This window comes from Janthinobacterium sp. SUN118, assembly GCF_030397695.1.
Taxonomy (GTDB): Bacteria; Pseudomonadota; Gammaproteobacteria; order Burkholderiales; family Burkholderiaceae_D; genus Janthinobacterium.
On sequence record NZ_JAPUBV010000001.1, the window covers coordinates 3,344,776 to 3,359,338 of the forward strand.

Annotated in this window: 14 protein-coding genes; 9 read left to right on the forward strand and 5 right to left on the reverse strand. The window is 62.9% G+C overall.

What is annotated here, in order from left to right; translation table 11 throughout:
• Window positions 1-75: 75 nt before the first annotated feature.
• The gene (locus tag O0880_RS15065; RefSeq protein WP_071324071.1) at window positions 76-486 is read left to right on the forward strand and encodes a DoxX family protein; all 411 of its coding nucleotides are present in this window, start codon (window positions 76-78) and stop codon (window positions 484-486) included.
• Between the two features lie 50 nt (window positions 487-536).
• Here O0880_RS15065 and O0880_RS15070 read toward each other — a convergent pair whose 3' ends face one another.
• Together O0880_RS15070 and O0880_RS15075 are read right to left on the reverse strand one after the other, a co-directional pair.
• Window positions 537-1,187 (reverse strand): CoA transferase subunit B, encoded by a 651-nt coding sequence (locus O0880_RS15070; RefSeq protein WP_289887178.1) that lies wholly within the window; start codon window positions 1,185-1,187, stop codon window positions 537-539.
• Window positions 1,188-1,207: 20 nt separating this feature from the next.
• A complete protein-coding gene (locus O0880_RS15075) occupies window positions 1,208-1,909 on the reverse strand; it encodes a CoA transferase subunit A (protein ID WP_289887179.1) in 702 nt (233 codons plus the stop codon).
• Between the two features lie 145 nt (window positions 1,910-2,054).
• Between O0880_RS15075 and O0880_RS15080 the strand changes: the two genes are divergently transcribed.
• Window positions 2,055-2,621, forward strand: a complete 567-nt coding sequence (locus tag O0880_RS15080) for a PAS and helix-turn-helix domain-containing protein (protein ID WP_289887180.1) — start codon at window positions 2,055-2,057, stop codon at window positions 2,619-2,621.
• A 9-nt stretch (window positions 2,622-2,630) separates the two neighbouring features.
• Here the strand turns inward: O0880_RS15080 and O0880_RS15085 are convergent, their stop codons facing one another.
• From O0880_RS15085 to O0880_RS15095, 3 genes are all read right to left on the reverse strand, one after another.
• Window positions 2,631-3,446: a phytanoyl-CoA dioxygenase family protein gene (locus O0880_RS15085; RefSeq protein ID WP_289887181.1), complete on the reverse strand. Its 816-nt coding sequence runs from the start codon at window positions 3,444-3,446 to the stop codon at window positions 2,631-2,633.
• Window positions 3,447-3,454: 8 nt separating this feature from the next.
• Window positions 3,455-4,033, reverse strand: a complete 579-nt coding sequence (locus tag O0880_RS15090) for a methyltransferase domain-containing protein (RefSeq protein WP_289887182.1) — start codon at window positions 4,031-4,033, stop codon at window positions 3,455-3,457.
• Between the two features lie 105 nt (window positions 4,034-4,138).
• The gene (locus tag O0880_RS15095) at window positions 4,139-4,915 is read right to left on the reverse strand and encodes an SDR family oxidoreductase (protein ID WP_070221564.1); all 777 of its coding nucleotides are present in this window, start codon (window positions 4,913-4,915) and stop codon (window positions 4,139-4,141) included.
• Between the two features lie 262 nt (window positions 4,916-5,177).
• Between O0880_RS15095 and O0880_RS15100 the strand changes: the two genes are divergently transcribed.
• The 7 genes from O0880_RS15100 to O0880_RS15130 all read left to right on the forward strand — a co-directional run bounded on the left by O0880_RS15100 (window position 5,178) and on the right by O0880_RS15130 (window position 14,561).
• The gene (locus O0880_RS15100) at window positions 5,178-6,854 is read left to right on the forward strand and encodes an electron transfer flavoprotein-ubiquinone oxidoreductase (protein WP_198043693.1); all 1,677 of its coding nucleotides are present in this window, start codon (window positions 5,178-5,180) and stop codon (window positions 6,852-6,854) included.
• Window positions 6,855-7,086: 232 nt separating this feature from the next.
• Complete coding sequence (locus tag O0880_RS15105; RefSeq protein WP_289887183.1) at window positions 7,087-10,308, forward strand: tetratricopeptide repeat protein; 3,222 nt, start codon at window positions 7,087-7,089, stop codon at window positions 10,306-10,308.
• Window positions 10,305-11,420: a dTDP-4-amino-4,6-dideoxy-D-glucose aminotransferase VioA gene (vioA, locus tag O0880_RS15110; protein WP_289887184.1), complete on the forward strand. Its 1,116-nt coding sequence runs from the start codon at window positions 10,305-10,307 to the stop codon at window positions 11,418-11,420. Before O0880_RS15105 ends, vioA begins: the two co-directional genes overlap by 4 nt.
• Before the next feature lie 40 nt (window positions 11,421-11,460).
• Window positions 11,461-12,477, forward strand: coding sequence for a ketoacyl-ACP synthase III (locus O0880_RS15115; RefSeq protein ID WP_289887185.1), 1,017 nt, complete (start codon window positions 11,461-11,463; stop codon window positions 12,475-12,477).
• A gap of 45 nt (window positions 12,478-12,522) precedes the next feature.
• On the forward strand, window positions 12,523-12,741 hold the full coding sequence (locus O0880_RS15120; protein ID WP_071324080.1) for an acyl carrier protein: 219 nt from the start codon (window positions 12,523-12,525) through the stop codon (window positions 12,739-12,741).
• Between the two features lie 2 nt (window positions 12,742-12,743).
• Complete coding sequence (locus tag O0880_RS15125) at window positions 12,744-13,799, forward strand: ketoacyl-ACP synthase III (RefSeq protein ID WP_289887186.1); 1,056 nt, start codon at window positions 12,744-12,746, stop codon at window positions 13,797-13,799.
• Window positions 13,800-13,802: 3 nt separating this feature from the next.
• Window positions 13,803-14,561 (forward strand): SDR family oxidoreductase, encoded by a 759-nt coding sequence (locus O0880_RS15130; RefSeq protein WP_071324082.1) that lies wholly within the window; start codon window positions 13,803-13,805, stop codon window positions 14,559-14,561.
• Window positions 14,562-14,563 lie beyond the last annotated feature (2 nt).

Sequence of the window (14,563 nt, forward strand, 5' to 3'; positions counted from 1 at the left end):
GCAAGCTCCCGCATAATGACATTGCGTTAATGCAAGCCTGACACCGAACCATCGACCTTTTTGAATGGAGTACTCATGTCCCTCACGCCCGCCTTTTACGCCACCTGGAGCCCACGCCTGCTGGGCTTGCTTCGCATCATCCTCGGCTTTCTCTTCCTGCAGCACGGCACGGCCAAGCTGTTCGGCGCGCCGCACGTGGCCATGTTCGACGGCCTGCAATTGTTTTCCGTGATGGGCGCCGCCGGCGTCATCGAGCTCGTCGGCGGCACGCTGCTGCTGATCGGCCTGTTCACGCGCCCCGTCGCCTTCATCCTGTCGGGCCAGATGGCGGCCGCCTACTTCATGGCGCATGCGCCGGCCGGCTTCCTGCCCATCCTGAACGGCGGCGAAATGGCCGTGATGTACTGCTTCACCTTCCTGTATTTCGCGGCAGCGGGCGCCGGCGCCTACAGCCTCGACGGCTTGCGCGGCAAGGCGGGCGCATAAAAAAAGGGCGGACATCGCTGTCCGCCCTTGCATTTCCTGCAACCATCCGTTTATACGGCGGACACGTCCAGCTCAGCGCCCGTGGCCGCCTGCACCTGTTCCTTGGTCACGCCTGGCGCCAGCTCCACCAGCTTCAGGCCGTTTTCCGTCACGTCGATCACGCCCAGGTCGCTGATGATGACGTCGACCACGCCCACGCCCGTCAATGGCAGGTCGCACTGCTTGAGCAGCTTGTGCGACGTCGTGCCATCCTTGGCCGTGGCCACGTGTTCCATCAGCACCACGACGCGCTTGACGCCGGCCACCAGGTCCATGGCGCCGCCCATGCCCTTGACCATCTTGCCTGGAATCATCCAGTTCGCCAGGTCGCCCTTTTCCGACACTTGCATGGCGCCCAGGATGGCCAGGTTGATCTTGCCGCCGCGGATCATGCCGAACGAGTCGGCCGAGCTGAAGTAGGCGGCGCCCGGCAAGGCCGTCACCGTCTGCTTGCCGGCATTGATCAGGTCCGCATCGACTTCCTCGTCGGTGGGGAACGGGCCGATGCCCAGCAAGCCGTTTTCCGACTGCAGGAACACTTCGATATTTTCCGGTACGTAATTGGCCACCAGGGTCGGCAAGCCGATGCCCAGGTTCACATAAAAGCCATCCTGCAATTCCCGCGCAGCACGCGCAGCCATTTCGTCTCTCGTCCAAGCCATGATGTTCTCCGTATTCTTTTTTAAGCTTCGCTGCGCACGGTGCGCTGCTCGATGCGTTTTTCCGGGTTCGCGTTGACCACGATGCGATGCACGAAGATGCTCGGCGTATGCACCTGATCCGGATCGATCTCGCCTACCTCGACCAGTTTTTCCACTTCGACGATGGTGATCTTGCCAGCCATGGCCACGTTCGGGTTGAAATTGCGCGCCGTCTTGCGATAGACCAAATTGCCCGCGCGATCGGCCATGTAGGCTTTCACCAGCGACACGTCGGCCACGAGACTGCGTTCCATCACGTACTGCTCGCCGTCGAACTCGCGGATTTCCTTGCCGTCGGCAACGATGGTGCCCACGCCCGTCTTGGTAAAGAAGGCGGGAATGCCGGCGCCGCCGGCGCGCAGCTTCTCGGCCAGCGTGCCTTGCGGCGTGAATTCCAGTTCCAGCTCGCCGGCCAGGTACTGGCGCGCGAATTCCTTGTTTTCGCCCACATAGGAGGCGATCATTTTCTTGATCTGGCGCGTGGTCAGCAGCTGCCCCAGGCCGAAGCCGTCCACGCCGGCGTTGTTGGAAATGGCTGTCAGGCCCGTCACGCCCGAATCGCGCAAGGCGCCGATCAGGGCTTCGGGGATGCCGCACAGGCCGAAGCCGCCGACAGCGATGGTCTGGCCATCTTGGACGATACCGGCCAGCGCCGCAGCGGCGTCAGGATAAACTTTATTCATGGGTGTCCCTCTATTTTGTTAAGCTTTGGCCTAGAGTCCAGGACTCTGGCAGCGACTCAGCATAAAATACGCGAGTGGAAAGTACAATACCGTAGAACTACCGGCGCCGTGCCGGCAATCCCCCTGTGAGAGTGATACGCATCAGATGAACGCCGCGTCAGCCATCGACTATGAAAGCATCTTCCTGCACGCGCCCGTCGGCATGTGCATGTCGGAAAACCGCATCATGCGCAGCTGCAACGAAGCGCTGGCGGCCATGTTCGGCTACGCGCGCGCCCAGCTCGACGACCAGTCGTTCGAGGTACTCTACCCCACGCACGATGAATTCCTGCGCACCGGTGACCGCATCATTCCCATCATGAACGCCAGGGGCCGCTATTCGGATGAGCGCATCATGCGCCGCAGCAATGGAGAATTGTTCTGGTGCCACGTCACGGGCCACGCCATGCTGCCCGCGCAGCCGCTGGGGCCGGGCATCTGGACGTTCGAGGATGTCAGCGAGAAACGTCCCGTGACGGCGGAACTGACGCCGCGCGAGCGCGAGATCGCCGCCCTGCTGGTGGAGGGCAAGACGAGCAAGCTGATCGCCCGGCAGATCGACCTCAGCCCCCGCACGGTGGAAATGCACCGTGCCAAGCTGATGCGCAAGTTCGCCGCCTCCACCTCATCCGAGCTGGTGCACAAGCTGGTGGGCTTGCAGCTGCAGCGCTGACGGCGGAGGTCAGGGCGCGCCGGCCTGTTCCCGCCTTGCCTGTTCGTACTTGATGATTTTCAATACCCTGGAGTTGGCAAAATACTGGATGCAATTGAGCGGCGAATAGAAAATATCCGTTTTCCATTCCCCAGACACCAGCTCCTTGCCCGTCGGGTCGTCGGCAGGCTGGAAAATCGTATCGGCCAGAATGCGGTGGACGCCAGACACATTCGGCCCCGACTCATGCCACGTCGAACTGTTCATGACCACGAAATCGCCGGCATTCAAAACAGGCGTGACCTTGACGAACTTGATGCTGAAACTGTCGGGATTGATTTCGCCAGCATCGCCGAGATAACCGAGTTTATGCGAGCCGACATAAAAACTCATTGCGCCGTTGGCCTCATCCACACGGCTCAAGGCGGTAAAAACGCTGCACTTATTCAGATTGCCCAGGTGATAACAGCTATCCTGATGCAGGAATACCCGGTTGGGGCTGAACGCATCCTTGATGACGAAGCGGTGATTGTATAGCGCCACGTCGGGACCGAATATCCGCGACAGCGTTTCGGCATAGACCGGCGCACGGTACATTTCCAGCAATTTTTCCGGCAGCTCTTCGGTCAGCGACACCGGATTGGCCTGGCTGACATTGCGGCCGGAGCGCAGCTTGGCGTCATAAAACATGTCCCACTCGTGCTGCCACTGCGCCAGCAGATCCGGTGCAATGGCGTTACGCACGACAAAGACGCCCGTCTCCCGGAATATCTCCGGCACGAATCGATCCCCGCTGATGCGCAGCAAGACGTCCTCGGCCTGTTCATTTACTGCAGCCAGTACCATCACCACTCCTAGATAAAACGGAACGTCAGTTCATTGTCCTGCGTGTTCTTGAACTTGTTGCACTTCGCCAGCACGTTATATTTGATCGGGAACAGCTCACGGTCGGGCGTTTCCAGAATATCGATTTCAATGATGTCGAAATCGCGCAGCAAGGCGCTCCAGCCATGCTCGGTAATACGCCAGCAGTCCGGAATCGGGCCATGGATGCGCCAGTTCAAGGGAGCGGAAATGAGCAGATAGCCTTCATGCTTGAGGATGCGGCGGATTTCCTTGACGGTGTCAAACGGATTGAGCGTATGCTCAATCACTTCCAGACAGACGACGCAGTCATAGGCACTGTCCACGATCGCCGCATTGACCTTGGTGATGTCGCCCACCAAGGTGGGGCTGTAGGTATCGACGATATCAAAGGTATCGACGCTGAAATTGCTGAAGTTTTCGCGCACGGTGGAGCGATCCTGCGGCCCCACTTCCAGCAGCTTGCCCGTCTCACCGGCAAGCTTGGCGGCGGTCCTTGCAACAAAAGCGTTCAAGTGATCGCGGGCCAGCTGAAACGTGTCATTATCAAACTTCGAGGGAGTTGCCATCGTGAAATTCTCGTATATTATGGTTATGCTCGGACGCTATGCCGCAAGCAAAACCATCATAGCCGCTAATTTTCCATGTGGCAACAATCCCCTGCCCCATGCCAGTTACATGCTGGCCATGCCGCCGTCAGCGGAAATAATCGCGCCGTTGATGAAATGCGAATCCTCGCCCGCCAGCAACAGCAGCAAGCCGTCGAGGTCTTCCGGCTTGCCTGGGCGCTTGTTCGGCAGCATCTCGATCAGCTTCTTGCCTTGCTCGGTGGCGAAGTAATCTTCATTGATCTCGGTGGAAATGTAGCCGGGACAGATGGCGTTGGTGTTGATGCCATACTTGCCCCACTCCACGGCCATGGCGCGCGTCATGTGCACCATGCCCGCCTTGCTCATGCAATACACGCCGATCTGCGGCAGCACCTGCAAGCCCGCCATCGAGGCGATATTGATGATGCGGTGCTGTTTCTTCGGGTCGCCCTTGGCGCGCGCGATCATGCGCTTGGCCGTTTGCTGGGCCACGAAGAACGATCCGCGCAGGTTGGTGTCCATCACGAACGAGTAATCTTCGGGCGTGACGTCGACCAGGCGTTGCGTGGTGGAGACACCTGAGTTGTTGACGAGGATATCGATGGGCCCCGCTTCCGTTTCCGCATGCGCGATGGCCGACTTGATGCTGGCGAAGTCGGTCACGTCGAGCGACACCACGTGCGCGGCGCCGCCATCGGCTTCGATCTCGGCGCGCAACTCCTTCAGGCGTTCGGTGCGGCGCGAAGCCAGCACGACCTGGGCGCCGGCCTGGGCCAGCACTTTCGCAAAGCGCGCGCCGAGGCCGCTCGACGCGCCGGTAATCAGGGCAATCTTGCCCTCGAAATTGACTTCTATGCCCACGAGCTACTCCTGTTTTATTTTAGACAACACTTTACGCCGTGCCACTGGCACAGGGGCAAAATCGCCCGCGGCGCACTTGAGCAAAAGTAAACGCCATCATTACACAAAATGGCGGGATTTAGATTGCGGCGAGGGGCAATGTCACGCAAAATGGCGCCAAAGTTGCAATCCTCGCCAAAAACAAGCACACTCGTGCTTAAATTTCCCCCGATGATGCTTTATTATCCTTTGCTATCTAATTGAGTGACTATAAATCGAGACCATGACACAGCCTAATAACTTAGTTGAACAGTACGGACCGCGCGAGACCATGGAGTATGACGTGGTCATCGTGGGCGGCGGCCCCGCAGGTCTGGCGGCGGCGATCCGCCTGAAGCAGCTGGCCGCGGAAAAGAGCCAGGAAGTGTCCGTCTGCGTGCTGGAAAAAGGCGGCGAACTGGGCGCGCATATCCTGTCGGGCGCCATCATGGACCCGAAAGCGTTGACCGAACTGATCCCGAACTGGAAAGAACTGGGCGCGCCGTTGAACACGGAAGTGACGGAAGACCGCATCCTGTTCCTGACGGAAACCAAAGCGTATAAAACGCCAAACTTCGCCGTGCCGGCCTGCTTTGAAAACCACGGCAACTACATCGTCTCGCTGGGCAATGTGGTGCGCTGGATGGGCCAGCAGGCGGAAAACCTGGGCGTGGAAATCTTCCCCGGCTTCCCTGCCGCGGAAATCCTCTACAACGACGACGGCTCCGTGAAAGGCGTGGCGACCGGCAACATGGGCGTCAAGCGCGACGGCCAGCCCGGCCCCGACTTCCAGCTGGGCATGGAATTGCACGCCAAGTACACCCTGTTCGCCGAAGGCGCGCGCGGCCACCTGGGCAAGCAATTGATGGCCAGGTATGACTTGAACGCCGGCAAGGACCCGCAATCGTACGGCATCGGCATCAAGGAATTGTGGGAAATCGATCCGGCCCAGCACAAGCCGGGCCTGGTGATCCACTCGAGCGGCTGGCCGCTGGACACGAAAACCTATGGCGGCTCCTTCCTGTACCACCTGGAAAACAACCAGGTGATGGTCGGCTACGTGGTGGGCCTGAACTACGAAAACCCGTATTTGTCGCCATACGAGGAATTCCAGCGCTATAAAACGCATCCGGAAATCCGCAAGTTCTTCGAAGGCGGCAAGCGCATCTCGTACGGCGCGCGCGCCATCGCGGCCGGCGGCCTGCAATCGTTGCCGAAGCTGGTGTTTGCCGGCGGCGCGCTGATCGGCTGCGATGCGGGCTTCCTGAACATGAGCCGCATCAAGGGCAGCCACGCCGCCATCAAGAGCGGCATGCTGGCGGCCGAGGCGGCTTTCGGCGCGCTGGGCGAACAGCGCCAGCACGACGAACTGACGAGCTACCCGGTCGCATTCGAGCAATCCTGGCTGCATGAGGAACTGCACGTGGCGCGCAACGTCAAGCCATGGCTGTCGAAAGGCCTGTACCTGGGCAGCCTGATGACGGGCATCGACCAGCTGATCTTCCGCGGCAAGGCACCATGGACCCTGCACCACACGCATGGCGACCACGAATGCCTGAAGCCGGCCGCCCAGTCGAAGAAGATCGTGTATCCGAAACCCGATGGCAAGCTGACCTTCGACAAGATGTCGTCCGTGTTCATCTCGAACACGAACCACGCGGAAGACCAGCCCATCCACCTGACCTTGAAGAACGCCAGCGTGCCCGTCGATGTCAACCTGGCCACGTATGCGGGCCCGGAAGCGCGTTACTGTCCGGCCGGCGTGTACGAGTTCGTAAAGAACGACGATGGCGCCGAACGCCTGCAGATCAATGCGCAGAACTGCGTGCACTGTAAAACCTGCGACATCAAGGACCCGACGCAAAACATCGTCTGGATCACGCCGGAAGGCGGCGGCGGGCCCAACTACCCGAACATGTAAGCGCCCCCGGGCGCAGCTGGCGGGTTCGCACCCGCCAGCGCATGCGACGACAGCGCGGCGCCTTCGGGCGGCCGCGCTTTTTTATTTTCATGACAAGCTTTCCTGCCGCTGTGGCCTGCCGGGAACAGCTGGAATTGCTCAATGATGCTCTAAAGCAAAATTCCGTAGGGAAATTTTCTATTCATCTCTGCCAGCAGTTACAATTGCCGCTGGTACATTTTCCCTCCCTCCCATGAACACTGACGCCACCTCCGCAACGCAACTCGACACCCAACTGGAGCTGGCACTGAGGGAGCACCAGGCTGGCCGCCTGGAGCAGGCGGAAGACCTGTATGTCGCCATCCTGCAGGCACAGCCCTACCATGCCATCGCCAACCACAACATGGGCCTGCTCGCCGGCCAGGTGGGGCAATTCCGGGCAGGACTGCCATTCCTGCGCAAGGCCCTGTCCGTCAATCCGGACGAGGGCCAGTTCTGGCTGTCGCTGGCCGACGGCTTGCTGAAGGCGGGCGAGCGCGACGAAGCGCTCGACATCATCGACACGGCCATCGGACGCGGTCTCGACAACGACCAGTCGCAAGCGCTGCGCGTGCGCATCGCCGAGGCGATCGCCGCCGCGCCAACGGCCGCGCAATGCCAGCAGCTCATCGACCTGTACCAGGCCGGCCGCTACGCGGACCTCGAACAGGGCGCCCATGCGCTGATCGCCCGCTACCCGACCTCCGATTTTGCCTGGAGCGTGCTCGGCACCGCCCTGCAGGTGCAAGGCAAGGATGCCCTCGACGCGCTGCAAACGACGACACTGCTGACGCCGTATGACGCCGAAGCCCATTGCAACCTGGCCAACGCCTGGCAGGCGCGCGGCGACTATGCGCAAGCCGTGCAGGCGTATCAGCAAGCACTGCAGTTCAATCCCGCGTTTGCCGAGGCGCACAGCAACCTCGGCGGCGCCCTGCAAGCGCTCGGTGCGCTGGACGAGGCGGAGCAAGCCTACCTGCAGGCGATCGCCCTGCGCCCCGACTATGGCATGGCGCACTTTAACCTGGGCAACACGCGCAAGGCGCGCGGCGACCTCGACGGCGCCGTCAGCGCCTACCAGGCGGCCCTGGCCAGCATGCCCGCCGACGCCGAAGTGTTCAGCAACCTGGGCAATGCCCTGCAGGGACTCGAACGCAACGAGGAGGCGGCGGACAGCTATCGCCGCGCGCTGGAACTCGATCCCCGGCTGGTCATGGCGCACAGCAACCTGGGCGCCGCCCTGCTCAATCTGGCCCGGTTCGACCAGGCCGAAGCAAGCTACCGCGCGGCCCTGGCGCTGGCGCCGCGCGATGCCGGCCTGTGGAATGGCCTGGGCAACAGCCTGCAGTCGCAGCAGCGGCTCGACGAGGCGGCCGACGCCTACCGCCAGGCCCTGGCCGTCCAGCCCGGCTATCCGCAAGCGCAGTCCAACCTGGGCAGCGTACTGGTGAGCCTGGCCGAGTTCGACGCGGCCATCGCCTGCTACCGCCAGGCCCTGCTCCTGCAACCGGACAGCGCCGATGCGCACACCCAGCTTGGCCTGGGCCTGCAAGCCATCGGCGCACCCGACGAACTGGACGAAGCGCTGACCATGCACCAGCGCGCAGTGCAACTGGCGCCCGAGAAACAGCAGGCATACACCTGCCTGGGACATTGCCTCAAGCAGATGCGCCGCTTCGAGGAAGCGCAAGGCGCCTACCGACAAGCGCTGGCTTTTTCGCCCGATGTCGCCAACCGGCATAACGACCTGGCCATCGCCTTGCAGGATGCCGGCGATTATCCCGAAGCCATCCGCATGTATCAGCACGCGCTGACACTGGACCCGCAGTCGACTTTGATCCATTGCAACCTGAGCGTGGCGCTGGAAGACAGTGGCCAGCCGGAGCAGGCGCTGGTCTACCTGCAGCGCGCGCGCGACTTCGCGCCCGATTCCAGCCGCGTGCACTTTATAATGGGCAACTGCCTGCGCTCCCTGAAACGCTACGACGAAGCGCTGGCCAGCTATGGCCGCTCGCTGGAAGTGCAGAAGGATTTCATCGGCTCGCACCTGAACATCTGCGCCACCTACAGTGAAATGGGACGTACCGACGATGCCGTCCAGGCATGTCGCTCGGCACTGGCCAAGTATCCGGAATACGATGATATCTACAGCAACATGCTGTTTGGCCTGTCGCATGTGCATTGCGACGACCCGGCCACGCTGGTGGCCGAGCATTTCGGTTTCGGCGAGCGCTATGAAACGCCCCTGCGCGCCGCATGGCAGCCGCATGCGAACGACCGCGATCCGCAGCGCCAGCTGAAGATCGGCCTGGTCTCTGGCGATTTCTGCAACCATGCGGTGGCGCATTTCATCACGCCGTTGCTCGAGGAACTGGCCACGATGCCGCAGTTTGCCTTGTATGCGTACTACAACAACAGCCGCGTCGACAGCGTGACCATGCGCATCGCGCAGCTGCTGCCGAACTGGCTGCCCGTCACCCACCTGAGCCAGGAAGCGCTGGCCAAACGCATCCGCGCCGACGGCATCGACATCCTGATCGACCTGTCCGGGCACACGGCGAAAAATTGCCTGCTGGCCTTTGCCCGCAAGCCGGCGCCCATCCAGATGAGCTGGATAGGCTACCCGCTGACGACGGGCCTGCAAGCGATGGATTACTACCTGAGCGACCGCTTTTTCTCGCCACCCGAGGAATTCGCCAGCCATTTCACGGAAAAACTGATCTTCCTGCCGACCATTGCGCCCTTCCTGCCCTCCGAACATGCGGACGGCATCCTGCCGGCGCCCGTGCTGACGAATAAATACCTGACCTTCGGCAGTTTCAACCGTCCCAACAAGCTGAATCGCCCGACCATCGCGCGCTGGGCCAAGGTCTTGCGCGCCATCCCGGACGCGAAAATGCTGCTGGCGGCCATGCCCGAGGCGGGGCCGCATCCCGTGCTCACGGCCTGGTTCGCCGAGGAAGGCATCAGTGCCGACCGGCTGATCTTCGAGCCGCGCGCCAACATGGCCAACTTCCTGTCCATGCATCACCGCGTCGACATCTGCCTCGACACGGCGCCATATGGCGGCGGCACCACCACCTTCCATGGCTTGTGGATGGGCGTGCCCACCCTCACCGTTGCCGGACCAACAGTACCCAGCCGCGCCGGCACGTCCATCCTGCGCCACGTGCAGCTGGAAGAATTCATCGCCCGCGACGACGAGGAATTCGTCAGCAAGGCCCTGCATATGGCGGCCAATCCCATGCTGCTGGGCGCCTACCGCTTCAGCACGCGGCACCGCCTGGTGCAAACGGCGCTGGGCCAGCCGCGCCTGATTGCCGAAGGCGTGGCCAACAGCCTGCGCCTGGCCTGGCAGCGCTGGTGCGACGACTTGCCACCGGTCAGTTTCGATGCCCCGCTCGACAGCCAGCTGCCCGGGGAGATCGCGGCATGAGCGGCAACAAACCCATCTACGTGACGCAGCCCCTGCTGCCGGACTTGCAGGATTTCCTGCCTTACCTGGAATCGATCTGGGAAAACAAGATACTCACGAACGGCGGCCCCTTCCACCAGCGGCTGGAACAGGCGCTGTGCGAGTATCTGGGCGTCAGGCATATCTGCCTGTTTACCAACGGCACGCTGGCACTGATGACGGCCCTGCAAGCCTTGCGCATCAAGGGTGAAGTCATCACGACGCCGTATTCCTTCGTCGCCACGGCCCATTCGCTGCTGTGGAATGACATCAAGCCCGTCTTTGCCGACATCGATGCGCGCACGCTGAACCTCGATCCGGCGCGCATCGAGGCGGCCATCACGCCGCACACGACGGCCATCATGCCCGTGCACTGCTATGGCCAGCCCTGCGATGTCGAGGCGATCCAGAAGATTGCCGACAATTATGATCTCAAAGTCATCTATGACGCCGCCCATGCCTTCGGCGTGCGCCACCGGGGCACCAGCGTGCTGAACTATGGCGACCTGTCCGTGCTCAGCTTCCACGCGACGAAGATCTTCAACACCTTCGAAGGCGGCGCCATCATCTGCCCCGACGCCAAGAGCAAGCAGCGCATCGACCACCTGAAGAATTTCGGCTTCGTCGATGAAGTGACGGTCGTCGCCGCCGGCATCAACGGCAAGATGAGCGAAATCAATGCCGCCTTCGGCCTGCTGCAACTGAAGGGCATCGACCAGGCGCGCCAGCAACGCCAGCTCATCGACGCGCATTACCGGCAGCGCCTGGCCGGGGTGGCCGGCATCACCTGCCTGGAACAAATGGATGCCGAGGCGGCCAACCATGCGTATTTTCCCATCCTCGTCGGCCCCGACTATCCGCTGGCGCGCGACGCCCTGTTCCAGCTGCTGCGCGAACGCGAAATCTATGCGCGGCGCTATTTCTACCCGCTCATCAGCGATTTCCCCATGTACCGGGGCATGCCGTCCGCCGCACACGCCAACCTGCCGGTGGCGCGCCTGGCCGCATCCCAGGTGATCTGCCTGCCGATCTACCCGGCGCTCGAGCTGGCGACCGTGGACGCCATCACCGCCGTGATCGCCAGGACCGCCTGAGCGCCGCGCCCTCCCCATCGACCCAGACAACGGCCACCGCATGTCCCACTACGCCCAACTTACCGCCGTCGCCTACCACCTGCCGCAGGCCATCCTGACGAATGCCGCGCTGGAACAGGAGTTCAGCGACTGGCCGGCGCAAAAGATCCTCGACAAGACGGGCATCGCGCAACGCCATATCGCCGCGCCGGACGAAACGGCCAGCGACCTGGCCTATCATGCCGCGGAAAAACTGTTTGCCACGCATGACATCGCGCGCGCCGACATCGATTTCCTGATCCTGTGCACGCAGGCGCCCGACTACCTGTTGCCCAGCAGCGCCTGCGTGCTGCAGCAGCGCCTCGGCTTGCCGACCTCGTGCGGCGCGCTCGACATCAACCTGGGCTGCTCCGGCTACGTGTATGCGCTGGCGATGGCCAAGGGCCTCGTCGAGAGCGGCATCCGCAAGAAGGTGCTGCTGCTGACGGCCGACACCTATTCGAAGTACATCAATGCGCGCGACCGCAGCGTGCGCACCCTGTTCGGCGACGCCGCCGCCGCCAGCGTGATCGCCGGCGGCACGCCAGAACAGGCGCTGGGACCGTTCGTGCTGGGCACGGACGGCAGCGGCGCCAACAACCTGATCGTGCCGGCCGGCGGCATGCGCACGGCGCGCAGCGCGGCGACGGCCAGCGAAACGGAAGATGCCTCGGGCAACTGGCGCAGCCAGGACGACCTGTTCATGGATGGCGCGCAGATCGTCCAGTTCACCCTGGGCGCCGTGCCGCGTACAATGCAGGAATTGCTGACCGCCGCCGGCAAGACCCTGGACGACATCGATCACGTGATCTTCCACCAGGCAAACAAGTTCATGCTCGACGCCCTGCGCCGCAAGATCCGCATCCCGGAAGACAAGTTTGTGATTGAAATCGATACCGTCGGCAATACCGTCTCGTCGACCATTCCCATCGCCATCGCCCGCGCCCGCGCCTCGGGCCGCATCCGGCCGGGCGACACGGCCCTGCTGCTGGGCTTTGGCGTGGGCTATTCCTGGGCCGGCACGCTGGCGCGCCTGTAGGCGCCCCGTCCGCCCCAGTACTGAACACCTCTGAAAGGAAACATAATGCAAGAATTTTTCAACGGCATGGCCGACATCCTGGAAATCGACGCCGACAAGGTCGTGCCCGAGCTGAAACTGGGCGACTACGCCTGGGATTCGCTGGCCATCATTTCCACCATCGCCCTCGTCGACGACCTGTTCGACCAGATGCTCGAAGGCCAGGCCCTGGCCAAGTGCGAGACCATGGCCGACGTGCTGGCATTGATCGCCGTCAAGGTCTGACCATGTCCAGCCAGCGCCTGGAATCGGGACTGCCCTTCAGCAGCGCGCACCTGTCCATGCGCGGCGTCGTCTGCGCGCTGCCGCGCACGCAAATCCATAACGCGGACCTGGCCGCGCGCTTCGGCGCCGAGGCGGTCGCCGATGTGAGCAAGATGATCGGCGTGCAATCGCGCCGCCGCGCCGCCGACGGACAGACGACGGCCGACCTGTGCCAGGCAGCCGCGCAAACCCTGCTCGACGATCTGGGCTGGGAGCGCGATAGCATCGACGCCCTGATCTTCATCTCGCAAACCCCCGATTACGTGCTGCCGGCCACGGCCTGCGCCCTGCATGGCCGGCTGGGCCTGCACAAGGCCTGCGCCGCCTTCGACATCAACCTGGGCTGCTCCGCCTACGCGTATGGGCTGTGGCTGGCGGCCAAGATGCTCGATGGACAAGCCATGTGCCGCATCCTGCTGCTGGTGGGCGACACCATCAGCAAGACCGTCGACGAGACGGACCGCGCCACCGCCCTGCTGTTCGGCGACGCCGGCACGGCCACGGCGCTGGAATTCGATGCCGCCGCGGCGCCCGCCCACTTCATCGTCGGCAGCGACGGCGGCGGCGAACGCCACCTGATGATGGCCGCCAGCGCCTGCCGTCCGTATGCCGGCGACGATGCGCGCCTGGCGCAGCGCGATCCCGCCAAGCTGTACATGGATGGCGGCGAAATCTTCAATTTCACGCTGAAGAGCATTCCGCCGCTGGTGGCGGACCTGCTGCGCCTGGCCGGCCGCACGAGCGACCAGGTCGATGCCTTCCTGTTCCACCAGGCAAATACCTTCATGCTCAAGCACATCATCAAGAAAGCCAAGCTGCCGCCCGAGCGTGCACCGATCAATATGGACCGCTACGGCAATACGTCGAGCGCCTCGATTCCCCTGCTGATCGCCGACAGCCTGGGCGCCGCCGCGCAGGGCCAGACCATCGCCATGTTCGGCTTTGGCGTCGGCTATTCCTGGTCGGCAGCCGTGCTGGGCCTGCAATCGCTGACCGTCAACCGCCTTATCGAAGTCTGAACCATGATCTTTCAACCCGACATGCTGGCTGGCCAGCGCATCCTCGTCACCGGCGCCTCGTCCGGCATCGGCCGCGAAACGGCCCAGCTGCTGGCGCGCTGCGGCGCGCAATTGCTGATCAGCGGACGCGACCCCGAACGCCTTGAGCAGACCCTGCAGTCTTTGCAAGGCGACGGCCACCGCGCCGCAGTCCTTGAACTCGATGGCGGCGACCACATCGTCGACTTCCTCAAGCAAGCCACGCAGGACGCGCCCCTGTCCGGCATCTTCCATGCGGCCGGCGTGGAACTCTTGCGCCCGGTCAAACTGTCCAAGGCCCAGCAGTTTGACGAGGTGTTCGCCTCCAGCGTGAAGTCGGCGCTGGCGCTGGCGCGCGGCGCGGCCCTGCGTGGCGTGCTCAACGATGGCGCCGCCCTGCTCTTCATGTCGTCCGTGGCGGCCCAGAGCGGCCAGTCCGGCATGAGCGTGTATTCGGCGGCCAAGGCAGCCATCGATGGCCTGGTGCGCGCGCTGGCCGTGGAACTGGCGCCGCGCGGCATGCGCGTCAACAGCATCGCCGCCGGCGCCGTCGAGACGGAAATGCATGCGCGCCTGAGCCGCGGCTTGCCGGACGAGGCCATGCAGGCCTACGCACAGCGCCATCCGCTCGGCTTCGGCCGCAGCAGCGACATCGCGCAGACGGCGGCCTTTTTGCTGTCGCCGGCCGCGCGCTGGGTCAGCGGCGCCACCTGGGCCGTCGACGGCGGCTACCTGGCCCGTTAGGA